At 64.8% G+C, this 24,188-nt stretch carries 21 protein-coding genes; 15 read left to right on the top strand and 6 right to left on the bottom strand.

What is annotated here, in order from left to right; all coding sequences use genetic code 11:
* The first annotated feature begins 19 nt into the window (after positions 1 to 19).
* Both AAHM44_RS04405 and AAHM44_RS04400 read left to right on the top strand, forming a co-directional pair.
* On the top strand, positions 20 to 619 hold the full coding sequence (locus AAHM44_RS04405; protein WP_342249178.1) for a hypothetical protein: 600 nt from the start codon (positions 20 to 22) through the stop codon (positions 617 to 619).
* 106 nt (positions 620 to 725) lie between these two features.
* Positions 726 to 2,513, top strand: coding sequence for an ABC transporter ATP-binding protein/permease (locus AAHM44_RS04400; RefSeq protein ID WP_342249177.1), 1,788 nt, complete (start codon positions 726 to 728; stop codon positions 2,511 to 2,513).
* Positions 2,514 to 2,992: 479 nt separating this feature from the next.
* On the opposite strand, the gene AAHM44_RS04395 is transcribed toward AAHM44_RS04400, so the two are convergent.
* The gene (locus tag AAHM44_RS04395) at positions 2,993 to 3,265 is read right to left on the bottom strand and encodes a hypothetical protein (RefSeq protein ID WP_342249176.1); all 273 of its coding nucleotides are present in this window, start codon (positions 3,263 to 3,265) and stop codon (positions 2,993 to 2,995) included.
* Positions 3,266 to 3,838: 573 nt separating this feature from the next.
* Here AAHM44_RS04395 and AAHM44_RS04390 point away from each other — a divergent pair.
* The 6 genes from AAHM44_RS04390 (at position 3,839) to AAHM44_RS04365 (ending at position 10,429) form a co-directional block, all read left to right on the top strand.
* The gene (locus AAHM44_RS04390) at positions 3,839 to 4,366 is read left to right on the top strand and encodes an RNA polymerase sigma factor (RefSeq protein WP_342249175.1); all 528 of its coding nucleotides are present in this window, start codon (positions 3,839 to 3,841) and stop codon (positions 4,364 to 4,366) included.
* A complete protein-coding gene (locus AAHM44_RS04385; protein WP_342249174.1) occupies positions 4,359 to 5,411 on the top strand; it encodes a FecR family protein in 1,053 nt (350 codons plus the stop codon). The genes AAHM44_RS04390 and AAHM44_RS04385 overlap by 8 nt, the downstream gene beginning before the upstream one ends.
* A gap of 296 nt (positions 5,412 to 5,707) precedes the next feature.
* A complete protein-coding gene (gene exbB / locus AAHM44_RS04380; protein WP_342249223.1) occupies positions 5,708 to 6,358 on the top strand; it encodes a tonB-system energizer ExbB in 651 nt (216 codons plus the stop codon).
* Positions 6,359 to 6,394: 36 nt separating this feature from the next.
* A complete protein-coding gene (exbD, locus tag AAHM44_RS04375) occupies positions 6,395 to 6,826 on the top strand; it encodes a TonB system transport protein ExbD (RefSeq protein WP_342249173.1) in 432 nt (143 codons plus the stop codon).
* Positions 6,823 to 7,719: an energy transducer TonB gene (locus tag AAHM44_RS04370; protein WP_342249172.1), complete on the top strand. Its 897-nt coding sequence runs from the start codon at positions 6,823 to 6,825 to the stop codon at positions 7,717 to 7,719. The genes exbD and AAHM44_RS04370 overlap by 4 nt, the downstream gene beginning before the upstream one ends.
* A 34-nt stretch (positions 7,720 to 7,753) precedes the next feature.
* The gene (locus tag AAHM44_RS04365) at positions 7,754 to 10,429 is read left to right on the top strand and encodes a M16 family metallopeptidase (RefSeq protein ID WP_342249171.1); all 2,676 of its coding nucleotides are present in this window, start codon (positions 7,754 to 7,756) and stop codon (positions 10,427 to 10,429) included.
* Between the two features lie 317 nt (positions 10,430 to 10,746).
* Here the strand turns inward: AAHM44_RS04365 and AAHM44_RS04360 are convergent, their stop codons facing one another.
* Complete coding sequence (locus AAHM44_RS04360) at positions 10,747 to 12,303, bottom strand: ATP-binding protein (protein WP_342249170.1); 1,557 nt, start codon at positions 12,301 to 12,303, stop codon at positions 10,747 to 10,749.
* 71 nt (positions 12,304 to 12,374) lie between these two features.
* On the bottom strand, positions 12,375 to 13,904 hold the full coding sequence (locus tag AAHM44_RS04355; RefSeq protein WP_342249222.1) for an ATP-binding protein: 1,530 nt from the start codon (positions 13,902 to 13,904) through the stop codon (positions 12,375 to 12,377).
* Positions 13,905 to 14,183: 279 nt separating this feature from the next.
* On the opposite strand from AAHM44_RS04355, the gene AAHM44_RS04350 reads away from it, so the two are divergent.
* The 3 genes from AAHM44_RS04350 to AAHM44_RS04340 all read left to right on the top strand — a co-directional run bounded on the left by AAHM44_RS04350 (position 14,184) and on the right by AAHM44_RS04340 (position 16,215).
* Positions 14,184 to 14,810, top strand: coding sequence for a hydrolase (locus AAHM44_RS04350; protein WP_342249169.1), 627 nt, complete (start codon positions 14,184 to 14,186; stop codon positions 14,808 to 14,810).
* A 10-nt stretch (positions 14,811 to 14,820) separates the two neighbouring features.
* Complete coding sequence (locus AAHM44_RS04345; protein ID WP_342249168.1) at positions 14,821 to 15,294, top strand: MaoC family dehydratase; 474 nt, start codon at positions 14,821 to 14,823, stop codon at positions 15,292 to 15,294.
* Positions 15,295 to 15,426: 132 nt separating this feature from the next.
* Entirely contained in the window at positions 15,427 to 16,215 is a 789-nt protein-coding gene (locus AAHM44_RS04340) for an SDR family oxidoreductase (protein WP_342249167.1), read from the top strand.
* Positions 16,216 to 16,282: 67 nt separating this feature from the next.
* On the opposite strand, the gene gloA2 is transcribed toward AAHM44_RS04340, so the two are convergent.
* The 3 genes from gloA2 to AAHM44_RS04325 form a co-directional block, all read right to left on the bottom strand.
* Entirely contained in the window at positions 16,283 to 16,687 is a 405-nt protein-coding gene (gene gloA2, locus AAHM44_RS04335; protein WP_342249166.1) for an SMU1112c/YaeR family gloxylase I-like metalloprotein, read from the bottom strand.
* Between the two features lie 54 nt (positions 16,688 to 16,741).
* On the bottom strand, positions 16,742 to 17,425 hold the full coding sequence (locus AAHM44_RS04330; protein WP_342249165.1) for an HAD family hydrolase: 684 nt from the start codon (positions 17,423 to 17,425) through the stop codon (positions 16,742 to 16,744).
* 93 nt (positions 17,426 to 17,518) lie between these two features.
* The gene (locus tag AAHM44_RS04325) at positions 17,519 to 18,790 is read right to left on the bottom strand and encodes a sugar porter family MFS transporter (protein WP_342249164.1); all 1,272 of its coding nucleotides are present in this window, start codon (positions 18,788 to 18,790) and stop codon (positions 17,519 to 17,521) included.
* Positions 18,791 to 19,026: 236 nt separating this feature from the next.
* Here AAHM44_RS04325 and AAHM44_RS04320 point away from each other — a divergent pair, with 236 nt between their 5' ends.
* The 4 genes from AAHM44_RS04320 (at position 19,027) to AAHM44_RS04305 (ending at position 24,172) form a co-directional block, all read left to right on the top strand.
* Complete coding sequence (locus tag AAHM44_RS04320) at positions 19,027 to 20,121, top strand: ROK family transcriptional regulator (RefSeq protein WP_446745951.1); 1,095 nt, start codon at positions 19,027 to 19,029, stop codon at positions 20,119 to 20,121.
* 187 nt (positions 20,122 to 20,308) lie between these two features.
* Positions 20,309 to 21,289 (top strand): ROK family protein, encoded by a 981-nt coding sequence (locus AAHM44_RS04315; protein WP_342249162.1) that lies wholly within the window; start codon positions 20,309 to 20,311, stop codon positions 21,287 to 21,289.
* Complete coding sequence (locus AAHM44_RS04310; protein WP_342249161.1) at positions 21,282 to 22,667, top strand: sugar porter family MFS transporter; 1,386 nt, start codon at positions 21,282 to 21,284, stop codon at positions 22,665 to 22,667. The genes AAHM44_RS04315 and AAHM44_RS04310 overlap by 8 nt, the downstream gene beginning before the upstream one ends.
* Positions 22,664 to 24,172 carry a glycoside hydrolase family 32 protein gene (locus AAHM44_RS04305; RefSeq protein ID WP_342249160.1) on the top strand — a complete coding sequence of 503 codons (1,509 nt, stop codon included), beginning with the start codon at positions 22,664 to 22,666 and terminating at the stop codon, positions 24,170 to 24,172. Before AAHM44_RS04310 ends, AAHM44_RS04305 begins: the two co-directional genes overlap by 4 nt.
* Positions 24,173 to 24,188: the final 16 nt, after the last annotated feature.

Raw genomic sequence — 24,188 nt, 5'->3', positions numbered from 1 at the left:
ATGGCCGAAGGAGTGACGCGTGGTTCGAAAGCAGGGAATTGTGACGCTGGCGCTCGTCTTGCTGGTCGCCGGGTGCGACGGCAAACCGAACAGCAATTTCGCCAAGGACATGAAAAACCGCGAAGCGAGCGGCGATCCTTATTCGGAGCTGGATAGCGCGATGCCGCGTCAGCAATCCTACAATCGGCAGAGGCCGGGCCAGGAGCGCAATTATTCAGCGAACCAGGCTGCGATCTTTCAGCCCGTCTACGCCTCTCTCGTCAGGCAATATGCCGCGGGGAAGGACGTCGATCGCAACAGCGCGCTGTTCAAATCCTGCATGGAGGCATTTGCGCAGGCCGGCCAATACCAGACGGCCGCGGCCCGGGACCCTGACGCCAAGGCGCGGGGGCAGGCCCTGTCGGCGCTGGGGGAATGTCGGCGCGGTGCGAAGGCGGCAGGCGATAAGGGCAAGACCCTTGCCCGCTTTTCCTCCGCGGGCATGGTGATGATCGGTGCGACCGACGTCGGGCGAGGGGACGTCAAGGACGGGCTTGCGACCTGGGTCGAAGGCGAGCGGAACGTCGCACAGGACCGCCCCGACTTCACCGTCGGCCTGGGCTCGATCACGACGAGTTGAGCCGGGCGGCCAGCAGCAAACAAGACCGTCCCGGCTGTGATCACGGATGATCGCGGCCGGTCTCCCCGCCGCAGGCTCGCGCCGTTCCCAGGACCCTATCGACCAGATGACCGACGCCAAGACCATCACGATCGACCCTCGCGACTATCGACTGGATATGCGGCTGCTGCGCCGCATCTGGCGCCTGACCAAGCCGTACTGGACCGACAGGACACATTGGAAATCCTGGGTGCTTCTGGCATTCGGGATCCTGATCGGTCCCGCCTGGGCCTATTATAATTATACGATCGCGAGGATCACGGCCGAACAGACCAACGCGCTCGTCGCGAAGGAACAGGACCATTGGTACTGGATCTTCTGGCTGCTCTTCTTCCTTGGATTGGGACAGTGGGTCTACACGACCATCCTCGATCTGCTCAACACGCTGATGAAGATGCAATGGTATCGGTGGATGACGGACTGGATGGTCTCCCGGTACCTTCAGAACAAGACCTATTACGACATCGCGATGAAGGACGATGTCGATAACCCCGACGAGCGGATCCAGGACAATGTCGAGCCCTTCACCCAGGCCGTCCTGGAATTCCCGACCAAGGTCCTGGGAACCATTCTCGGCATTGCAACGAACGGGCTCCTCCTTTCGCAGGTGACCTCGACGATGACGGCGTTCGTCATCGGCTACTCGGTCATCGGCATGGTGCTGCAGACGGCGATCTACTGGCCGCTCATCCGCATGAACTTCGACGCGGTTGCAGCCCATGCCGATTTCCGATTCGGACTGCTTCGCGTGCGCGACAATGCCGAGACGATCGCCTTTTTCCGCGGCGAGGGGATGGAGGAACGGCAGGTCCAGGGGCGATTGCGTCGCGTCGTCCAGAACCGGATGAAGATCTACTATTACCAGTTGTGGACCGGCATCATCACACGCTTCTTCGGAGACGTATGGAGCCTCGCCCCGCTCATCCTCATCTATCCGCTATATTTTACGGGAAAGATCGAGTTCGGGATCATCGCGCTGGCGACCAGCGCCGCCGCCCAGCTGCGCGGATCGATCATGTCGCTCCAGGAATATATCCCATATCTTGCCGGCGTCGCGCCCCGTGTCGTGCGACTGGCGCAGATCGTCGAGCGCTTCGACGAGATGGATGCACAGGCCGAGAGGCACGATCAGCATATCCAGATCGAGCGCGGGGATCACATTGCGCTGCGTGACGTCTGCTTTGAAACGCCAGGCGGCGAGCAGCGACTTGCCCAGCGCGTATCGTTCGTCATGGAGCCTCGCCAGAGCCTGATCATCATCGGCCAGACCGGTGTGGGGAAGAGTTCGATCCTCAGGACGATGGCCGGTCTGTGGCGCCGCGGTTCGGGTGTCATGACCATGCCGCCTGCCGAAGACATGATGTTCGTGCCGCAGAAGCCCTATATGATGCTGGGAGACCTGCGCTCGCAGCTGCTCTACCCGCATGGCCGATCGGACATGACCGAGGCGGAATTGCAGGAAGTCCTTGAACGCGTCTGCCTGCCGGACCTCATCGAAAAGGCAGGCGGCCTCGATGCGCAGCGCGACTGGAGCAAGGTCTTCTCGCTCGGCGAGCAACAGCGGATCTCCTTTGCCCGCATCCTCATTTCTCGGCCGCGTTTCGTGTTTCTCGACGAGTCCACCAGCGCGGTCGATATCCCGACCGAAGCTCGGCTTTACAAGACGCTGATCGAGAGCGGCACGACCTTCGTCAGCGTCGGTCACCGCGAAACGATCCTGCGCTTCCACGACCGCGCGCTGCGCCTGCAGGTGGGTGGGGGCTGGGAGCTGCTGACCTCGAATTCGATCGAGATCACCTTCATCGAACCTCTGGGCGCGGCGCGGCCGGCTGCGGGAAAAATCGAGGCGGCCTGACCCGTGCGGACAGCTTGCGGAGAATATGCCGCCAGCCCGGGCCAAAGGTTCAATCAGCGTAGGGCGTGCCCCGTCGGGCTTGGGCAGGACCGACCGCCGCCGGCTCCCTTCATCGCACGCCCTGCACGCGCGCTGTCGCGCACGCCTCCGGCTCCGGCTCGAAAGGAGCCATAGGGCCTTGGCCGGACGGACAGCGCGTGGCGCGCCGGGCCAATGCCGCCCTGCGCTCCAGAAAGTATCACGGACGCCGAACAGGGCGGCCCTTCGACTTCCAGCGAGAAGACTCGGGCCGATTCGCAAACGGATCCGGGCTTCAAGCCGTTCTAATAGATTTCCCGGCCAGTCGTTGTTGTAATAATATTATGATGCTGGGGCATTAATGTGCAAGAAAGCCCGTGGTTTTGAAATGAAGAGCGAAAGCACCCATTTTGAGTTCGTTATTCCCGCCACCCGTCGAGAGAGGATGTGCCGGGGCCTCATCAATGGCTGTTTTCTGCGCTTTCCACGCTCTCCGGCGCCTGTGCTTCGCGGTACATTCCCGGTCCTGCCTCGAGCTTCGAGGCCGTTGCCGCGTAGCTCAACACCAGCATTGCGCCTTCGGTCATCGCCTTCAGGTCCTTGCCGAAGGTCGCGATCTCAGCCGGGCCGGACCAGGTGATCGCCGCCCGGTGGCAACCCAGTAATTCCGACCATAATGGCGCCAATTCTCCCTGTTTGTCGTGCACTGGCACCGTGGAAATCCAGATGACCACGCTTCGCAGAGCGGCTTTGCACGCGATATATTCGGGGAGATTCTTTGCGGGGCCTATTCCTGATCCATAGATGTTATCGAACCGCGTTAGCGCTTGACGATACAGTACGGATATTCTTGGCGCATCCTTTTGCAACCTTGCGCTGACCAGGTCCGGACTCCCGGTTCGCAGCGACGCGATAGGCCGGGCGAGCACTCGGACCTGCTCAAAGGCGAAAGGCTCTTGCGGGAGCGATTTTCCGGCTGGCGCCCCGCTGCATCCAAGGACCGGTATCGTAGTGATAACGGCCACAAACATCTTGGAATATTGTGTTTTTCTGACTGTCATTGATTCCCCGCGAGACCGGGCCGGCGGCCGCCGGCACCCCATTTCTGTGAAACGAGGCATGGCTCGCCGAATTGCAATCGAAGTGGTGCGCAACCGGTCCGGGGAATCCCGGCCGAACTAACCGATCGCATAGGTTGACACCCTTTCTAGGGGCACCTCATCAATTGTTGCTTCAGGCGTGGATGAGCATGCGCTTGCCAGGGAGAGGTGCTCGAGGGTGAAGCAAAAGTGCATGAGAGCGCCAGAGTGACAGCAGTCGAACGTATCAGGCTCGAGAATGTGTTTCTGGATGTGCGGGGAGACCTTGAACGCATCGTGCGTCGCCGGGTCAGATCGCCCGACTGCGTGAGCGACCTCGTGCAAGACCTGTACATGAAATGCTGCCGCGTTACGCTCGAATTCCCCAATTTCCAGGAGGCCCGCGCCTACTTGTTCCGCATGGCCTCGAACCTTGCCATCGATCACGAGCGGGTCGAGGGGCGCCGCGAGGATATTCTCGATGGGATGGCGTCCGTCACCGCGACCTACGATGGTCGTGCGGCATCACCGGAGGCCTTCGCACTGGCCGCCGACAAGGCACGCCAGATCGAGACGGTCCTGAGCAGCCTTCCCAAGCATACACGTGAAATGTTTGTCCTGGTTCGTCTCCACGGGCTGAGCCACCGCGAGGTCGCCGAACGCCTTGGCGTGTCGAAGAGCCTTGTCGATAAATATGTCCTTCAGGCCCTCTTGCGGTGCCGGGATGCTCTTGGAGGTCTCGACCGGCTTGATTGACAATTTCTCTGCGCTGGCTCGTTTAGGCGGCATGAGTCATTTCCCGTCCGACCCGTACAAGATGGGCGCTGCCAATCGCGACCTCGAGGAGGAAGCGCTGGGTTGGGTCGTGCGCCTCTCCTCGGGAGAGGTGACCGCCGAGGAGCGGAAGGAATTCGGGTCCTGGAGCGAGGACCGCGACAATGCGCTGGCCTATGAGCGCGCGACCAGGCTGTGGGCAGGACTGGGCCCCATTCTCGAAGAGCAGGAGGAGGCGGGCTGGCCGAATGCCGTCTCCCCGGGCGTACCGGCACTTCTGCCCGCGCCCGAGCCTCTGCCGGCAGTGGCGGGCGTCTCACGGTCCCCGAGCAGGTGGCGCATCGCTGGGATTGCAGCCTCGCTTGCGCTCGCGATCCTGCCGGCTGTCCAGTATGTCCGGGTCTGGCAATATGATCATGTCAGCGGCTCGTCGGTCCAAGCCGGGCTGGCGCTGCCGGATGGCAGCAAGATCGCAATGGGCCCCGATACCGCCATCAGCACCGACTTCAACAACGGCGCGCGACACGTCTCGCTCGCGCGCGGTGAGGTCTATTTCGATGTCCGGCATGATCCGGCGCACCCGTTCGTGGTTTCGTCCGGCGACGGGGTCGTACGCGTCCTGGGTACTGCGTTCACGGTCCGGCGGCGGGACGACGATAGCGTGATCGTGACCGTGACGCGTGGGCGCGTCCAGGTGACGTCTGGCGCGCGCACGGAAGTGCTGACCCCTGATCGCCAGATCAGCTTCGATTATCGCGGACTTGGCGCGCTGCGCGCGGTCGATGCTTCTGTCGCGACCGCCTGGATGCGGGGCCGCCTCATCATGGAAAACAGGCCTTTGGGCGAGGTCCTGTCAGAGCTCGATCGCTACGACAGCGGCAAGATAGTGCTGCTCAACAGCGAGGCCGCGCAGCGGCGTATCAATGCGGTCATCGACCTGGAGCGTACCGACGGCTGGCTGAGCGCCCTGGCTTCCTCGCAAGGGCTTACCCTGACGCGCATCGGGCCGCTGAAGATTCTTCGCTGACCGGGCGATCAGGCGCCCCGACACCGCCTGCCGGGCTCGTCCCGGCAGGCGCGGCCTGTTCTGCTCGCCGGTCGATCAGCGGCGATATTTCTCGACGAACGGCTTTGCGATTCCCGCGGACGAGACTCGTTTCAATGACAGGATGACGAAATGCCGGGCGTCACGTTCTGGCAAACTCGAGCGAGGACGAATTGCGAAAATATCTCATGTGCCCCGTCGCCATTCTGGTAGCCGCTTCGCCGGCGTCGGCCGCAGGCCTCACCTATGTCGCACCGGCAAGGATCACCGCATTGTCGATGTTCCTGGGCGCCGACTGGGTCGTGAAATCCGTGATGCTCCTGCTGCTCGCGGCATCGGTCGTCACCTGGGGCGTTTGCCTCGTCAAATATCTCGAGTTCAACAGAACGATCCGCGCGATGAAGGCAGACGAGACCCGGCTCGACTCGGCATCGTCGCTGGAATCTGTCGGTACGCTCGGGTCCGCCACGAGCGTTGCGATCATGGATGTCGCCAGGCAGGAACTCAGCGGCTGCGCCGACATCCTGAGCGAAAGATCCTCGGATGCCATGACCGATCGTCTCTCGATCCGGCTGTCCACGGTCGAGGGCGATGCCATTCAATCCATGCGAACCGGTTTCAGCCTCCTTGCCTCGATCGGCGCGACGGCACCGTTCATCGGCCTTTTCGGAACGGTCTGGGGCATCATGAACAGCTTCATCGGGATCTCGCAGGCGCAAACCACCAATCTCGCCGTGGTTGCGCCGGGCATTGCGGAAGCCCTTCTCGCGACCGCCATGGGGCTCGTCGCAGCGATCCCCGCCGTGCTCCTCTACAACTTCTTCGCCCGCCAGATGGCAGCGGTTCGCCGGCGCCTTCACAACATGACCGCGCGCGTCGCGTGCCTGGTCAGCCGGGAGGTCGAACTGGCCCAGGCCGGGCGCCGCTAACCCCGACCACAATCAGGCTTAGGTGGAGAAGCCATAATGTCGATCAAACTTGGTAGCGACAGCGATGAGATGGACGAGATCAACGAGATCAACATCACGCCGTTCATCGACGTCATGCTTGTCCTGCTGATCATTTTCATGATCGCGGCGCCGCTCGCCACGGTCTCGGTACCGCTCGAGCTCCCGGTTTCGACTGCCAAGGCAGAGCCCGAGCAGCAGGATCCGATTATCCTCAGCCTGCAGGGGAATCTCAAGGTCTCGCTCGGCGACCGCCAGATCGACCGTGCCGTGATCGGTCGCGAGCTTGATCGCGAGTCCAGGGGCAACAAGCAGGCGCGCATCATGCTGCGCGCCGACAAGGGCGTACCCTATGGCGACCTGATGCGGCTCATGGATGACATGCGCAAGGCCGGGTACCTCAAGGTCGGCCTGGTTACCGAGGACAGTAACGAAGGCGCGGCGGGGTGACGCGGATCATCACCGGTCTGACGCCCCAGGCAAGCATTCCGCCCATGGATCCGCCGTCCGACCTTCGCGCAAACGCGTCGCGCGGTGATCGGGCGGGGCCACCGACGCTGACCATCGTACCGCAGCAAAGGGGTGAACCGGTGGTCGCGCCATTGGAAGCGAAGCGCCCCTGGCCGGTCGCGCTGCTGGCCTCCGCGACCGTTCACGCGGCGGTGATCGCCGCGATGATGGTCCAGTGGGCGGGCAGGGCGCCATCCCAAGCCCAGCCGCCGGCGGCGATGGTCGTCGACCTCGCGGTAATGCCTTCCTCGCCGCAGGTTCCCCCGAACGAACTTCCTCCCGGGCCGCAACAACAGGAAGCGGCGGCGACGCCTCGCCCGGTCGAGAAGCTGAAGTTCGATCCGCCGCCCCAGACGGACCCCACGCTCAAGCCCGACTTCGCGGTGCCCCCCAAGGACAAGCCCGATCCCGTCCCGACCCAATCGGTTGCCAAGGTGGAAGCACGGGCGACCACGGCCCCGCAGTCAAGCGAAGCACCCGTCAAGGCGAACAGCGCGGCCCCGGTCGAAGGCAGCAATGTCGCGCCCCCTTCCGATGCCGAGCAGGCGTGGGAGGGCCGCATCCTGGCGAAACTGGAGCGTAACAAGCGTTATCCGTCCGAGGCCCAGCGTGCGGGCCAGCAGGATACCGTCTTCCTCCGCCTTGCGATCGATCGAAGGGGGCGCCTCGTCGATGCCGCGCTGCGTCGTAGCGCCGGCTATTCCGCGCTGGACAGCGAGACCCTGGCGCTGGCGCGGCGTGCGGGTCCCTATCCGGTACCGCCGGCGAGCATGACAGGCGACACCGTCGTGCTCGTCGTCCCGGTGGAATTCTACATCAAGAAGCGGCCCTAGACCTCCGTTTCCCCAACCAGAAAGAGCCATGAGCATGCAGTACCCAGCCCTGATCGAGGCCCCCCTGGACGCGGCAGATCCGAACAGCATGACGCTTCCGCCAGTCCCCTACCAAATGGCGGTGCTCGCCAACGGCCTGACCCTGATCGTACACGAGAACCGTCGCAATCCGCTCGTCTGTTCCCAGATCCGCTTCAATGTCGGCTCCAAGGACGAACCCCAGGGGCGAACCGGCTTTGCCCATCTTTTCGAGCATCTGATGTTCAAGGAGAGCGAGCATCGCCGCGGCAACTGGCACAAGACCATTCTGGCAATGGGCGGCGTCGGCGTGAACGGGACGACCAATCTCGACCGGACGAACTACTACCAGACGGTCCCGAGCGCCGCGCTCGACCAGCTGCTCTGGATGGAATCGGACCGCATGGGCCATCTGCTGGGCGGGCTCGATGCCGCGACGCTCGCCGATGAAGTGTCGGTCGTGAAGAACGAGAAGCGCCAGCGCGAAGGCGCGCCTTATGGCGGTGTCTTCGAGGCGGTCACAACCGCCCTCTATCCGCGCGAACATCCCTATGGCCACACCGTGCTGGGATCGTTCGAGGACCTCGACAATGCGAGCATCGAAACCGTCGCGGACTGGCACGCGCGCTGGTACGGCGCCTCGAACGCTATTCTGGTCCTTTCCGGCGACATCAGCTTCGAAGAAGCTCTTTCGAAGGTCGAATATTGGTTCGGAGGCCTGCCTGCGGGCTCGCCCGTCAGGCGCGCAACGCAGTGGCTGCCCGAGATCCGCGAGACGAAGCGTGTAACGCTTTTCGACCGGGTTCCTTATCGGCGCCTCTATTCGATCTGGTCCACTCCCAACGCCGCGGACCAGGATTCCGCCCTGCTCCATGTCGTTGCACAGATCCTGGGGGGCGGCAGTTTCAGCCGACTGGCCCAGCGGCTGGTGGACCACGACAAACTCTGCCTGGGGATCAACGTCAACCAGGACGGCAGGTATCTCTGCGGCGAATTCCACGTCATTTCGACGCTTGCCCCGACCGCGACGCCTTCGGCCGTGGAAGCCGCCATCGACGAGGAGATCGCGCGCTTTATCGCCGAGGGGCCGACACAGCAGGAACTCGACAGGGTACGCAAGTCTGGCCGGACGACGTTCCTGCGCGCGCTCGATGACATCGGTCAGGTTGCCGATCTGCTCGCGAACAACATGACCTTTTACGGCCGGCCCGACGGGCACCTCACGCACGCGGATCTGATCGACGGCGCGACGCCGGACATGGTCCGTGAGGTCGCGGCACGATGGCTCTCTCGCAAGGCGCTCGAGGTCGATGTCCAGAAGTTCGACGCGGTGTCGTCGCGGATCGACGCCGCGGAACGGTCGCGGGCTCCCGGTATGGGCGAGCCGCATGCGCCCGCTTTCCCGAGAGTCGAGCATGGCCGGCTTTCAAACGGCCTTGCGATCCAGTTCGTGCGGCAAAGCGGGACGCACGGCGCCGGGCTGGCGCTTTGTCTGGACAACGGATCGACACTCGATCCGGAAAGCGCGGACGGCGTTTCCCAGATCACCCTCAATTCTTTGAGCGCCGGCACGCGCTCACGAACGAAGCTCGACCTCGCGGAAACCATGGCGGAGAAGGGCCTGAATTTCTCCGCCTCCCTGCAAAAGGACTTTACCGTCCTGACCATGGGCGCCCTTCGCTACGATCTCGGCGAGGCGATGGATCTCATGGCCGAGATGCTCCTGGAACCGTCCTTCCCTGAAGACGAATTGCGACTTCTGCTCGATCGCCAGGCCGCCGAAGCACAGGCCGGCGGCCTTGCCCCGGGGGCGGCAACCACATTGGCGGCGGCGCCTCTTATCTACGGGCGCACCCATGCCTATGCCCGCTCTCCCATCGGCACGGCCCAAAGCCTTCGGGCGATATCGCGCGAGATGATTGTCGCGCGCCATCAGGCCTGGCTCGATCCCGCCCAGGCAACGCTCGCCATCGTCGGCGACTGCAGCTTCGATGCGGTGATGGCGATGGTTGAAAAAGCCTTCGGGGGCTGGGCTCCCGCCCTGGTGACGCAGCAGGCCCCGACCTCGGTCTGGCTGCCATCGCCCGGCGCCTACTTCATCGAGCGAAACGGCGGTCCGCAGTCCGCCTTGCTCCTTGCGATGGCGTCCCCCAAAATCACCTTGGGCAACGAGGCTCTCGCAATCTTCAACAGCCTGTTCGGAGGCTCGTTCAATTCCCGATTGAATTCCAATCTGCGCGAACGCCGCGGCTGGACGTACGGCGCCAGCAGCAACGTCTACGTCAGTCCCCAGATCGGCAGCTTCCAGATCCGGACCGAAGTCCAGGGGGACAAGACGCTGGATGCCCTTGAGCAGATCGAGCTCGAACTGAAGGCGCTTGGGGGCGAACGCCGTGTCACGAGCCACGAGATCGAGGAAGCCCGTTCCCGATTGCTCGTCGGGCTCGCTTCTCGATGGGCCGGGACGGCGGCGATCATGAACGCACTGATCGAGCGCATCGTGAACGGGCTGCCCGACGACTTTCATGATCATGTCGAGGATCGCATTCGCGGCGTCACGACCAAGGACATAGACGCCGTGGCCGTGCTTGTTGGCGATCGCACACGGTATAGCGTGATCGTGGCCGGCGATGCCGCGAACGTACGAACGGCGGCCTTCACGACGATCGACGAGTACGCGAACCCGCTTTGAGCCGCAGCCTCGTTGCCGCTTACATCCCAGCGTAGGCAGCCTTTCGAGCTGCCCACGCCGCAAATGGATCACCTGCTGCGGTAAGAGGTTTTCCCATCGGAAGAAGCAGGTGGCGCTTCATGCTGCAAAGTGAGTTTGGCGATAGAATGGGCGACAGATCGAGAGCCGTCGCAACCTGCACGCTCTGACGATCCCCGAACGTCGAGCATCGGCAGTATGTCGACTGCCGATGCTGCATTTACGATGTGGTGAAGCGGCGCTGGTCCGGCAGGTGACGCGATCGGGGCATAGCGATACGCCCCCGGGCCACCCGCCGCTCAGGGCCGGGTGACAATTGTAAAGGTCGGTTGCGGCCCCTCTTCGCGAGCAACGGCTTTCACTGCCTTCGCGCGCCCGCTTCCTTTTCCGGAGAGCATCGCCAGAATGGCCTTGCGCCCCTGGATTTCCTCGGCGGCATCGAGAAGATAGGCCTCGAAGCTCTTCTCCGTTCGGCCCTTGTGCCGATCGAAGGCGATATGCCCGCGCGCGTCACCGACGAGACCGCGCAAGTCGGCCGGGACGAAACCTTCGGTCGCCTCGATCAGCCGCTCCTCGTCGAACTGACGCAGTTCCGCGGGCAGCGAGCTGGCATAGTGGCGGATGATGTCGGTGCGCTTCTTGGGGTCAGGAAGTTCCATATGAACCCAGACCTCCACCCGACCCGACCGGACGATCGCCGGCGGCATGTCGGCGACGTCCATCGCAGTCATGATGATACAGACATTGCCGATGGACTCGCTCTCGATGCCGTCCAGCTTGGTAAGCAGCTTGCGCACGAAGCCGGAATTGTCTCCATTCCTGAAGATCACGTCGGCATCATCGATGAAGAAGATCGAGGGCGACGAGGCTTCTGCTGCCGCAAGCAGCTTGTCGGCACCTCCAGGCTCGGTCGACCCGTCCATGATGAAGAACTTGCCCTTCATCTGGCGGGCCAGCGCCCGGCCGATCGTCGTCTTCCCGGTTCCGGGCTCGCCGTGAAGGAGGACGCCGCGTGCCGGCCTAAGGCCAAGCTCACGGGCAAGTTCGGGCTGGGTCATCGGGATGACGATCGTGCGCATCAGCTCCCGGACGATCGCGTCGACGCCGACAAGGCTGTCGAGCGATACATCCTCGACATCCTCGACCACGAGATTGGAGCGGGGCGTGAACGCGTCCATCGCTTCGATGAAGTCCTCCGCCGAGATGGCCGTGACGCCTCGCTCTTTCAGGCTGCTCGTCGCCGCCACGATCTGGTAGCCGGTCAGCTTCTTGAAGGTCCGCGACACCTTGTCCGTATCGAAGTCGCCGGCGAGCGCGCCCATCTGGTTGCGGATGACGGTGAAATAGTCGTTCCCGACCAGATTCTCCATTTCGACAACCGCTGCCATCGTGCTGTTGTTGCGGTCCAGCCGCTCCGAGGTGAGCACCACGAGCCGGGCGCCGGCGGTGATGATCTGCTCGTAAAGCGCTCCCATCACATGGACCAGGTAGCCTGGGCGTTCGACGACGTTGAAATCGCCGAGCCGGTCGAACATCGTGAAATCGTCGAGGAAGATGAGGTCGTCGTGCCGCAATGCCTCCACGATGAAACCGACCAGGACATCCTCGAGCTTGTGGCCGCCTCGCTCCGCGATTTCGCCGATGACCTGATCGAGCGAATATACCGCTCCGCCGAGACGGGCCTGGAGATGGGCAGCGACGAGGGATTTGCCCATGCCGACATCGGCCTTGATGACGGTGATGTTCGCACCCGCGATCGTCGAGAGCGCGAGGTCGTGCGCGGCCTGCTGGGTCGGGGTCAGGCTATGCAGCACCTGCGCAGAATCTCGCTGCTGGATAGGGGAAATGAGCGTCATATGAAATTCCTTGTCTGCGCGCTCGGCGCGCGCGAATTGTCCGGATTGCCGAATGGTGAGCGTTCGCCCCATCAGTGAAAGAGGCGACCACCACGCTTGCCGAACGCCTCGTTGGCGAGGACCTTTTGACCTCGCAGGGCGGTCGCGGCACGGCGGAGATAGACATCGAACGGTTGCGGCCGGTCGCCCAGATGCCGGTCGAACGCGAGATGGCCCGTCGCATCGGCCACGACGCGCCTGAGGTCGGCCGGCGTGAAGCCTTCCGTTTCCTCCTCCAGAGCGCGCATGTCGAACGACGGCGCGGGGATGGGGAGGCGGCGCACATAGCTTTCGATGATGCTGCTGCGGGCAGTGGCGTCCGGCAACTTCATCTCGAGCCAGACCTCCATCCGGCCCGAGCGCAGCAGCGCAAGCGGCAGCCCGCGCATGTCCATCGCCGTCATCATCACGCAGATCCGGTTGGACGCCTCGTTCATCAGCCCGTCGAGCTGCGTCAGCAGGTACCGGCCGAAATAGGCAAGCCGCGGATCGGTGAGGATCACATCGGCATCATCGATGAAGATCACCGACGGCGCATTGCGCTGGGCCTGGTGGAACAAAGCCTTGACCATGTCGAAAAAGGCGTTGCTCTGATGATCGAAGTCGCCGTCGATCATGAAGAACTTGCCCTTCATCATATGGGCGAGTGCCCGGCCGATCGTGGTCTTGCCCGTGCCGGGCGGCCCGTACAGGATGACGCCGTGCTTGGGTTGCAGCCCGAGTTCGCGGGCAAGTTCGGGCTCGCGCAACGGCAACAGGATCGTGCGATCGAGCTTCTCGATGATCGCGTCCACGCCGACGAGCGTGCTCAGATCGATATTCTCGATCTCCCGGGTGTCCACATTGGACTTGAGCAATTGCACATTGAGAACGTCGAGCACATCGCCGGTGGTCGGGCTCGCCATCCCGCGCGCTGACAGCTGATCGCACAGGATGCCGAGATAATGCCCCGACAGGCTCCGCGAGAAGCTATAGACCCTGTCGAAGTCGATGCGTGCGACCGCGTCTTCTCCCAGCTTCGCTGCGAAGATGAACCGGTAATCGGCCTGCTTCAGGTTTTCGATCTGAATGCTGACCGGTCGGAAGAGGACCATCTGCCCCGGCTGCGCCGCCATGTCGGTGCGCCTTGCCGTACAGACGAATTTCTTGCCGGCTTTGTCGACCGCGTCATAAATCGCCTTGAACACGGCATCGAAGACTTCCGGGCGCCGATAGCCATGCGCGTGGGACGCTGCCTGGAAGTCGCCGACATTGTCGTAATAGAGGATGTCGTTGTCGCGGATCGCCTCGCGGATCGTCTGGTAGACCACCTCCTCGTAATTGCCACCACCCGAGCGGGCATGCGCCCGAACGATGTCCTCGGCATCGAGATATTTGCCACCGGTCTCCTGGTGCATCGCCCGGAGAACGCTGGTCTTGCCCATGCCCGGCTCGCTTTCGAGCAGGATCAGCGCGTTCGCACGATGCGCGACGAGTGCGCTGTCGAATGCACGCTGCTGTGAAGGGGTGAGGCGCTCCCGCGGGGGAGCCTGGGTGCGCGCCGACGGCACGCTGACGTCCATGTCCAACGTTGTTTCCTTCCGGTTGTCGAGGATGGCGTTTGGGCCCGCTCACCCTTCCGGCAAGAGAACGAGTGGAGCCCGTCACACTTGCAAAAGCACGCAGCGGAAAATCAGACCCAATCTGGTTGCGCGCGCGCTGTTGCGTGGGGAAGGGCGCTTTCCGCACTCGCGCATCTTGCGAGCTGGTCAGGCGGGAGGTGTCCAAGAAACCTGAATTTTCGACAAGCCCGACTAGTGCCGCTGCGCCTAGCTGCTCGCCACCATCACCAGAGGGCGATCATGACCGCAACATCCCTCCTGACCCCTGCCGACTGTGCCGTCGTCCTCGTGGACGAACAGGCGGGCCTCGCATTTGCGACCGGCTCGGCCGACCGGCAGGCGCTGCGCAGCAATGCGATTGCCCTGGCGCGCACGGCTCGCGCGTTCGACATTCCCGTCGTCGTCAGCACATCGGCATCTAAGGTCTATAGCGGGCCGCTCATGCCGCCGCTTCGCGCCGTTCTGCCCGAGGTCACCCCGGTTGAGCGGCGGAACATGAACCTGTGGGAGGATGACGCGGCAAAAGCCGCGGTCATCGGGACCGGCAGGCCCACACTCGTGTTCGCGGGCCTGCTGACCGAGGCCTGTGTGAGCTTCCCGGTCCTGTCGGCCCTGAAGGATGGTCACGAGGTGCGTGTCGTCGCCGATGCCTGTGGCGGCCTCACGCCCGAGAGCCACAGGGCCGCGCTGCAACGCATGCAGCAGGCCGGGGCGGTGCTGACCTCCTGGCTCCAGTTCCTGCTCGAAATGCAGCGGGACTGGACCCGGCACGATACCTACGAAGCCGCGCGCAGCATCGTCGTCGATCATGGCGGCGGTTACGGCATCGGCCTCGACTATGCCCGCGACATGATCCACCCGGCCTGAGGAGCAAGCCGTGACCTTTGCATTTGACCCGACCGACTGGCACGTCGTCCCCGAGCGAACCTTCGACCAGCTGAAGGTCGGCGAGATTTTCCGGGCGCCTAGTCGCACGCTGACCGATGCCCATGCCTCCGCCTTCCAGGCAGTGTCGTGCGACAATCACCCGATCCACTATGATGTCGGCTATGCCAAACGCTTCGGTCATTCCGCGCCGGTCGTGCACGGTCTGCAGGTGCTCGCCTTCACGGCGCCGGGCGCGACGTTGCTTCCCCATAATTTCGGATCGATCTTCATCGCCTTCACCGGCCTGTCGGTGAAATTCCTGAAGGAAGTCCATGCCGGCGACACGCTTTACCCTGCGCTCGAGATCGCGTCGCTGAAGCCGATGGGAGACAAGGGCGAGGTCACCACCAATGTGACGGTCCACAATCAGGATGGCGAACTGGTCCTGTCGGGCGAGCACAGCTATCTGCTGCGTACGGCCTGACGCAAACGCTGGCGCGACCGGTGCGCGTGCCTTGTCTGCTCGCCACGGCTTGTCGTGGAACCGGCACAAGGTCCGCCTGGCACCTGGCGCAGGCGTGCTTGGCATGACGCGTTACCGGAACGGAGATCACGCATGGACTTGGGAATTGCGGGCCGCTGGGCGCTCGTTTGCGCGTCGAGCAAGGGCCTGGGCAGGGGATGCGCGACAGCGCTGGCCCGGGAAGGCGTCAACCTTGTCCTGAACGCCCGGGGCGCCGAAGCCCTCGCGGTGGCGGTGGCCGAGCTGAAGACCGCTTTTCCGGCGGTCGAAGTGCGTGCCGCGGCAGGCGACGTGACGCATCCGGAGATCCGGGAAGCATTGCTGGCGCTGTGCCCGCAGGTGGACATCCTGGTGAACAACGCAGGCGGGCCGCCTCCCGGAGACTTCAGGAACTGGGAAACCGCCGATTGGCACGCTGCGCTGGATGCGAACATGCTGACGCCGATCGCCCTCATTCGCGCTGTCGTGGATGATATGGCCGAGCGCGGTTTCGGCCGGATCGTCAACATCACGTCCGGCGCGGTCAAGGCGCCGATCGACGTGCTGGGTCTCTCCAACGGCGCTCGCAGCGGCCTGACCGGCTTTGTCGCCGGCCTCGCACGCCAGCAGCGGCTGGCGGCGCGCAACGTCACGATCAACAACCTGCTTCCCGGCGCATTCGACACCGACAGGCTGCACAAGACGCTCGAAGCGGCGGCAGCTGCATCCTCGAGTACAGCGGATCGTGTCGCCCAGCAGCGGCGCGCGGCAATCCCGGCCGGACGCTTCGGTACCATCGATGAGTTCGGCGCCTTCTGCGCGTTTCTATGCAGCGGCCAGGCAGGCTATCTGACCGGACAGAACCTGTTGCTCGATGGCGGGAGCTTCCCGGGCACATTCTGACCTGCGCGGTCGCAAATGCCTTCGGGCCCAGGATGCGCCGATCGGTCAGCCTGTTTCCCGCCGGCTCCTATCCCGCCTGCTCCGGGCGGGACAGGCTCTCCTCATAGAGCTCGAGCGGCAACCCGTCGGGATCCGCGAAGAAGGTGAATTTCTTGCCGGTATAGGGGTCCTGCCGCACCGGCTCGGTACGCACCCCCAGGCGCTCCAGTCGTGCGACTTCCGCGGCGAGGTCGCCCACCGCGAAGGCGAGATGGCGCAGGCCACATGCCTCCGGCCGCGATACCCGCGGCGGGGGCGACGGGAAGGAGAAAAGCTCGATCCGCGCATTGCCCGCATCCAGATCGCATTTCCAGGAATCGCGGTCATCCCGATAGGCTTCGTGGAGGAGCCCGAATCCCAGTATCTCGGTATAGAACTGCTTCGAGCGCGCATAGTCGGAGCAGATGATGGCCACGTGATGGATGCAGCGCATGGGCTTCCCTTGTAGGCGTGAGGCTGTCACGGCGTTTTTGGCGTGCGATTGGATTCAGCGGCGCCCACCGACTTCGTCGATATGGCGCAGCAAGTCGGCGGGATCCTCGTAGACACGGATTGCCCCCGCGTCGCGCAACTCGTCCAGCCCATAGCCGCCGCTGAGCAGGCCCACCCCGAGCGCCCGGCACCGCATCGCCGCCAGCATATCCCAGATGCTGTCGCCGACGACCATCGCGGTCTCGATTGGGGCGCCCAGCCGCTCTGCCGCGGCGATGAAAAGGTCGGGGTCCGGCTTGGCATATTTGACCTGGTCGCGCGTCACCACGGGCGTACGCTCGGGATCGACCCCGAGTGCCGCGAGATTGACCGCGGCGGTCTCCATGCGCCCGCTTGTTGCGATCGCCCAGGGGATGCCCGCATCGGTTAGCCATGCCAGCAGCTCGCGCGCGCCGGGCAGGGGGCGGATCGCATCGCCGTAGCGCCGATAGGCGGCGGCATGGTTCCGCCGCAGGCGGGTCGCGCGTTCTTCGTCGATGGCAAGGCCGGTCTCGCGCACGAGTTCGTTGGTGAAGAGCCCGCCGCTCATCCCGATCCGGCGGTGGATGCGCCAGACCGCCAGCTCGACGCCTTCGGCGTCGAGCGCATCCTTCCAGGCGAGGACATGCTGATAGACGCTGTCGACCAGCGTGCCGTCGAGATCGAACAGAAAGACAGGTTGAATGCGTGTCGAGGTCATGGTTCGGCTCCTAGTTGGCGAGGCAATGTGGTCGCCCGTTGCGATGCGCCGCTCCGGCGATATCCGGACGCGCCGCGAGTATTTTCCGTCCGGTCATTCGCCCAGCGTGCGTCCCCTGGTTTCGGGAACGCACCAGCAGATGAAGGCGACGCCCAGCGCACTCAGCGCGGCAAAGAGCAGGAAGGATCCCGCCGCGCCGAGCGCGCTCGCAAGGGCAGGGAAGGCGCCGGTGACCATCAGATTGGTGCCCCATAAGGTCAGCACCGCAAGGCCGATGGCACGCTCGCGCAAGGGTAGGGGATAGACCTCCGAGAGCAGGATCCAGGGCACGGCGCCGAGGCCGATGGCATAAGCGGCGACGAAACCGCAGAGCAGCAGGGCGAGCACGCCGATCGGCGCGCCGATCCAGAAGCCGAGCGCCGTTGCGACGAGCAGCAGGTCCATGATCGCGGTCCCCCAGAGCAACAGGCTGCGCCGACCGGCCCGGTCGACCAGAACGGTCGCCACCAGCGTGGCGAGCAGGTTAATCAGGCCGATGCCGATCGTTGCCGCCATCTGCCCGTTCACGCCCGCTGCGCCGGCAAACAGGCGCGGCGCGAAATAAAGCACCGCGTTGATGCCGGAGGCCTGCTGGAAGAAGGTGGTGCCGATACCGACAAGGACGAGCCCGAGCACGGGGCGCGCGAACATCTGGCGCCAGGGAAGGGGCGTGACACCTGCCGGTGGCGTGTCGCCGGAAATGGCCAGCGCATCGAGGCCCAGATAGCGGGAGACGCGCCTCGCATGCGCGTCTTGTCCCCAGGCGAGGAGCTGGCGCGGACTCTCGGGCAACGCCCACAGGCCGAGTGCGGTGAGCAGGCCCGGCACCGTGCCGGTCGCCAACATTGAACGCCATCCGCCGCCGGCATCGATGATCGCCTTTCCAGCCAGATAGGCGAGCAGGATCGCAAGCGCGGTGTAGATCGCCGCGAAGGAGACCATCGCGCCGCGCTTCTCCGGCCGCGCGATCTCCGCGACATAGACGGGAACCACCGCGGTCGCGCCGAACACCAGGCCGATGCCGAGCCGGCATGCGAGCAAGGCGGCAAAGCTCGGCGCCATCGACGAGGCCAGGGCCAGCGCGGCATAAGCACAGCCAAGGCCGATGATGGTGCGCCGCGCGCCGAACGCACGGGTCAGGCGGCCACACAGGAACGAGCCCATCGCCGCTCCGCACAGCGCGACGGCTACCACCATTCCCTGCGCGGCGGGCGACAGTGCGAACTCGCCGGTCAGCGTCGCCATCGCGCTCGCCACGATACCGGTATCCCATCCGGCCAGAGTCATGCCGAAGGCGGCAACCGCCGCAAGCAGCCAGATCTTCATGATTTTCACCTTGTTCTATCTCGACATGCCGGGCGCCGCTCGGCGCGGCGTCCGGAAACATGCGGTCCGCCGGGCGGACCGCGGAGCGTCTACGGGATGTCGCCGCCACCCGCTCCAGAGACGCGCGTAACGCAGTGGCGTAACGCGGCTGGGCCTCTTATGGATGGATCGGGTGCGACCATAATCAGGACAGGCAATCGATGCACAGCATGCGCACAGGCACCAATGCGAGCGGCTTGCGGCGCTATAATGAGCGGCTGATCCTGTCGGCGGTCCGCCGGATGAACGGCGCCTCCAAGGCCGAGCTGGCGCGCATGACGGCGCTCTCGCCCCAGGCCGTGGTGCGGATCGTCGACGAACTCGAGGCCGAAGGCTTTCTGCTCCAGGCAGGCAAACGCACTGGTGGCATGGGACAGCCCGCGACGATCTACCGGATCAACGGCAAGCGTGGCTACACGGTCGGCGTGGAGGTCGGACGCAGCGGCCTGACGCTTGCGCTCCTCGATTTCGACGGCGCCTGCAAGGCGATCGAGCGGACGCCTGCCGCCTTTCCCGCAGTTGATGCTGTGCTCGGCGAGATCGATCGCTTCACCCGGGCGGTGCTGCCTGCGGAGGCCGATGCGGAGGCGCTGCTGGGCGTCGGTATCGCCATGCCCTGGTTCCTCGGCGAATGGCGCGAAGAGACCGGCATCTCCGAGGACCAGGCGAACGAGTGGCGCGACCCAGCGGTCGAGGGGCGCCTGCGCGAGGGCATCGCCTGGCCGGCCTTTTTCGAGAATGACGGAAACGCTGCCACGCTGGCGCAACTGCTGTGCGGCGCCGGGCTGGAGCTCCAGGATTTCCTCTACATCAATCTCGGCACTTTCGTGGGCGGCGGCCTGGTGCTGGGCGGCCGTGTCGTGCAGGGCCGGCACGGCAATGCCGGCGCGCTCGCCTCGATGCCGGTCTGCGCCGGCGGCGCCAGCGACTATCTGATCCATCATGCGTCGCTCTACGCCTTGCCGGCGGAAGGCGAGGCTGCGCGGGCCGCCTGGCTGGAGCGCTGCTGCGATGCGCTGCATTTCGCTGTGGTGGGTGCCAACAGCCTGCTCGACCTCGAGGCAGTGATCATCGACGGCGCCCTGCCTGCCTCGATGCTCGGCGCCATTGTGGGCGGGATCGAGCAGCGGCTTCGCAGCAATGTGCCGCCCGACTTCTTCGTGCCCCTGGTGCGCCAGGGCACGCTCGGCGACTCGGCCGCCGCGACCGGGGCCGGACTGCTGCCGCTGCACGCCAGCTACACGCCCGATCTGGCCGCGCTGGTGAAGGGGCCTGCCGCAGGCGAGGCCTGAGAGGTGGTGCAGATCTGCCATTTCCCTGATTGACGCGATTAAATCACACTAGTAGATTTAGTCAAATTCCGGAGCGTGAAGACACGTCCGCATCAGGGGAGAGGTATGACAAGGCGTTCCGTCTCGAATCCGTTCGTGCGTCTGGTGGACAGCGTCTGCGCGACCTGCCGGCAGCAGGGAGCATGCCGTGGTTGAGGCGCCTTTGTTGCTGGGCGCCATCGAAGCCGGCGGGACCAAATTCCTGTGCGGTATCGCCGATCGTAGCGGCACCGTGCTCGCCCAGGTCCGTATTCCCACCACGACGCCCGCCGAAACGCTGGGTGCTGCGAGCGACTTCTTTGCTGAGCATATCGCGCGGCACGGACCGCTCTCGGCTTTCTCGGTCGGCAGCTTCGGCCCGCTCTCGCTCAATCCGGTCGCGCCCGACCATGGATCGATCACCTCGACGCCCAAGGCCGGTTGGCAGGACGTCGATCTGCTCGGCCATTTCCGCCGCACGATCGAGGCGCCGATGGCCCTCGACACCGACGTCAATTGTGCAGCGGTGGGCGAGCGGCTGTTCGGCAGCGGTCGCGGGCTCGACACGTTCTGCTATGTCACGATCGGTACGGGGATTGGGGTCGGCCTGCTGGTGGGCGGCGCTCCCCACGGCGGCGCCAACCATCCCGAGGCCGGCCATATCCGGCTGCCGCGCGCCGAGGGCGACCATGACTTTCCCGGTATCTGTCCCTTCCATGGCGACTGCCTCGAGGGGCTAGCTTGCGGGCCCGCCATCAAGGCGCGCTGGGGCGCGTCGGCGGAAACGCTACCCTCGGATCACCCCGCCTGGACCATCGAGGCCGACTATATCGCCGGGCTGTGCGCGACGCTGACCTATGTCGTCCGGCCGGACAGGATCATTCTGGGCGGCGGCGTCATGGATAAGCACGCGATGCATGCGCGCGTTCGCGATGCGCTCATCACCAAGCTCGCCGGCTATGATTCGAGCATACGCGCGCTCGACATGGACGACTATATCGCCGCGCCGACGGCCGGCCCTTCGGCCGGGCTGACCGGCGCCTTCGCGATCGCCTACCGCACGGCCACGCGGCAATGGCCGATGCACTGGGCCGAAAGCGCCCCGGATTCCCTCATTGCACCAGCCCATACGGAGCTCTCCGATGCATAGCCTTTCCCCTTCGGCTTCGATCGGGGCCGGCCCCGAGAGCGACGCCGCGCGCGTCACCCTGGCGATCGTCCTGAGCGCCGCCGGCGCGGCGCTTGGCGGCCTGCTGTTCGGCTTCGACACCGCCGTCATTTCGGGCACGACCCAGGCGCTCCAGGCCCGGTTCGCGCTCACCGACGCCATGCTCGGCTTCACCGTCGCCTCGGCGCTCATCGGCACCGTGCTGGGCTCGCTTTCGGCAGGCGCTCCCGCCGACCGGTTCGGGCGCAGGGCGGTGATGCTGACCGTGGCGATCGCCTATGTGGTCTCGTCGCTCGGGACCGCGCTTGCGACCGAGTGGAACATCCTCATCGGCTTCCGCTTCCTCGGCGGGCTGGCGATCGGTGCGGCATCGGTGGTGACGCCGATCTATATCGCCGAGGTCTCGCCGGCGCGCTTCCGCGGACGGCTGGTCGCGCTCAACCAGCTCAATATCGTCCTCGGCATCCTGCTCGCTTTCCTGTCCAACTATGTGCTGGCGAGCCTCGTGCCGCATGCGCTTGCCTGGCGCTGGATGTTCGGGATCGTCGCGGTCCCCTCGGCCGTCTTTCTGTTTGTCACGCTGCTGCTGCCGGAGAGCCCGCGCTGGCTGGCGATCCATGGCGAGCCCGGGCCGGCCATGCGGGTGATGCAGCGGCTCGGCTTTGCCGATCCCGCCGCCGAGCTTGCCCGGATCGACATGGCCGAGGCGCGCGAGAAGGCCGCGGGCAAGCCGCGCCTGTTCCAGGCGGCGCATGCAGCACCGGTCGCCTGCGCGATCGCGATCGCCATGTTCAACCAGCTCTCGGGCATCAACGCGCTGCTCTATTACGCCCCGCGTATCTTCGAACTGGCCGGGGCAGGCGCGGACAGCGCGCTGCTCCAGTCGATCGCGGTTGGCGGCACCAATCTCGTCTTCACCATCCTCGCCTTGTTCCTGATCGACCGGTTCGGGCGCAGGCCGCTGATGTTCATCGGCTCGGTGGTCTGTGCCGTCATGCTTTTCCTAGTCGGCTGGCAGCTCGAGAGTGCGGCGCCGGACGGGACGCTCATCCTGCTCGGCCTGCTCGGCTTCATCGCCGCCTTTGCGATGTCGCAGGGCGCGGTGATCTGGGTGCTGATCTCGGAAGTCTTTCCAAGTGCGGTGCGCGGCAAGGGCCAGGCGCTCGGCAGCACCACCCACTGGGTGATGGCCGCTGCCATCACCTGGGCCTTCCCGGTCTTCGCGGCCAGCGTCGGTGGATGGGTGTTCGCCTTTTTCGGCGCGATGATGCTGCTCCAGCTGGTCTGGACCTGGAAGTTCATGCCCGAGACCAACGGTATCGCACTCGAAGACATGAATATCACGGGAGCACGAGCATGAAGCGGCTGGCCATCCTTCTCGCCGCGGCCATGGCGGCGACTTCGACCATGGCCGGCGCGCAGCAGGCCGATGTCCGGCCCGGTTATCATTTCGCGCCGGCACGCAACTGGATGAACGACCCCAACGGGCTCGTCTATTATGACGGCGAGTATCATCTGTTCTTCCAGTACAACCCCTATGGCGACCGCTGGGGCCATATGAGCTGGGGGCATGCGGTCAGCCGTGACCTCGTCCACTGGGAGGAACTGCCGATCGCCATTCCCGAAACGCCGGAGGTGATGGCGTTCTCCGGGAGTGCGGTGGTCGACTGGAACAACACGACCGGCTTCGGGCGCGGCGGCAAGCCGCCGATGATCGCGATCTATACCGGGCACAATCCCAAGGCGAAGCTCCAGTCGCAATATCTCGCCTATAGCAACGACCGCGGCCGGACCTGGACCGTGCACGGCGAGGTGCTGAGCGTGGGGTCGAGCGAGTTCCGCGATCCCAAGGTGTTCTGGCATGCGGCGACGAAACGCTGGGTGATGGTCGCGGTCCTCGCGCTTGAGAACCGCGCGCTCATCTTCACCTCGCCGAACCTCAAGGACTGGACTTACGCGAGCAGCTTCGGTCCCGCCGGCGGGCGCGGCAAGAACTGGGAATGTCCCGACCTGTTCGAGCTGCCCGTCCAGGGCGGCGCGCCTGGCGAGAAGCGCTGGGTGCTCACCGTCAATCTCGGCGACAATGCCGTCGGCGGCGGGTCGGGCGGCCAGTATTTCGTCGGCGATTTCGACGGGAAGCGCTTCGTGCCCGTAGCGGGCTGGGGCGATCAGCCGCGCTGGACCGACTATGGTGCCGACTTCTACGCGGCCGTTTCGTACAATGACCTGCCTGGCTCCGACCCGCGCCGCATCTGGATCGGCTGGGCCAATGACTGGCGCTATGCCGAGGCGATCCCGACCTGGCCGTCACGCGGGCTGATGACGGTGGCCCGCACCGTTGCGCTCAGCAAGACCGCGGACGGCTACCGGATCCTCCAGGCACCGGTAAGCGAGCTGGCCGCGTTGCGCGGCGCGCCCGAACGCGCGGTGCTTCCGCTTGCCGAGGCTGCAACGCCGCTGCCGATCCCGGGCGGCAAGGCCGAGTTCGAGGCCGAGCTCGATACGGGCACCGCCGGGCAGCTCACGCTCGCGCTCACCGATGGCCAGGGCTGGCAGACGCTGATCGGCGTAAACCCGGCGGTGGGCGAGGTCTTCATCGATCGGACCCGGTCCGGCCCGCATTTCCACGATGGCTTCGCCAACCGGCACATCGCGCCGGTCGATCTCAAGCGCCGGAAGGTGAAGCTGCGCGTGCTGGTCGACGAATCCATCCTCGAGCTGTTCATCAATGACGGCGAGCAGACCATCACCGACCGCTTCTTCCGCGGCGGCGGACCGCTCAGCTGGAGCGCGTCGGCCCGCGGCGGCACGGCCACCCTCAATCTCACGACCTGGCCCCTGCAGGCCAAAGGAAAAGGTGAATGACCCCACGGAACAAGCG

Origin of the sequence: Sphingomonas sp. OTU376, assembly GCF_038440415.1 — a bacterium.
Classification (GTDB): domain Bacteria; phylum Pseudomonadota; class Alphaproteobacteria; order Sphingomonadales; family Sphingomonadaceae; genus Sphingomonas; species Sphingomonas kyeonggiensis_A.
Note: the sequence above shows the minus strand (reverse complement) of the source record. Positions and strands in the feature narration are given on the sequence as shown.

Coding starts and splice junctions, on each gene's coding strand:
- AAHM44_RS04400 (WP_342249177.1), top strand. CDS start 726: ATGACCGACGCCAAGACCATCACGATCGACCCTCGCGACTATCGACTG.
- exbB (WP_342249223.1), top strand. CDS start 5,708: ATGTTCCTGGGCGCCGACTGGGTCGTGAAATCCGTGATGCTCCTGCTG.
- exbD (WP_342249173.1), top strand. CDS start 6,395: ATGTCGATCAAACTTGGTAGCGACAGCGATGAGATGGACGAGATCAAC.
- AAHM44_RS04365 (WP_342249171.1), top strand. CDS start 7,754: ATGCAGTACCCAGCCCTGATCGAGGCCCCCCTGGACGCGGCAGATCCG.
- AAHM44_RS04360 (WP_342249170.1), bottom strand. CDS start 12,303: ATGACGCTCATTTCCCCTATCCAGCAGCGAGATTCTGCGCAGGTGCTG.
- AAHM44_RS04355 (WP_342249222.1), bottom strand. CDS start 13,904: ATGGACGTCAGCGTGCCGTCGGCGCGCACCCAGGCTCCCCCGCGGGAG.
- AAHM44_RS04350 (WP_342249169.1), top strand. CDS start 14,184: ATGACCGCAACATCCCTCCTGACCCCTGCCGACTGTGCCGTCGTCCTC.
- AAHM44_RS04340 (WP_342249167.1), top strand. CDS start 15,427: ATGGACTTGGGAATTGCGGGCCGCTGGGCGCTCGTTTGCGCGTCGAGC.
- gloA2 (WP_342249166.1), bottom strand. CDS start 16,687: ATGCGCTGCATCCATCACGTGGCCATCATCTGCTCCGACTATGCGCGC.
- AAHM44_RS04330 (WP_342249165.1), bottom strand. CDS start 17,425: ATGACCTCGACACGCATTCAACCTGTCTTTCTGTTCGATCTCGACGGC.
- AAHM44_RS04325 (WP_342249164.1), bottom strand. CDS start 18,790: ATGAAGATCTGGCTGCTTGCGGCGGTTGCCGCCTTCGGCATGACTCTG.
- AAHM44_RS04310 (WP_342249161.1), top strand. CDS start 21,282: ATGCATAGCCTTTCCCCTTCGGCTTCGATCGGGGCCGGCCCCGAGAGC.
- AAHM44_RS04305 (WP_342249160.1), top strand. CDS start 22,664: ATGAAGCGGCTGGCCATCCTTCTCGCCGCGGCCATGGCGGCGACTTCG.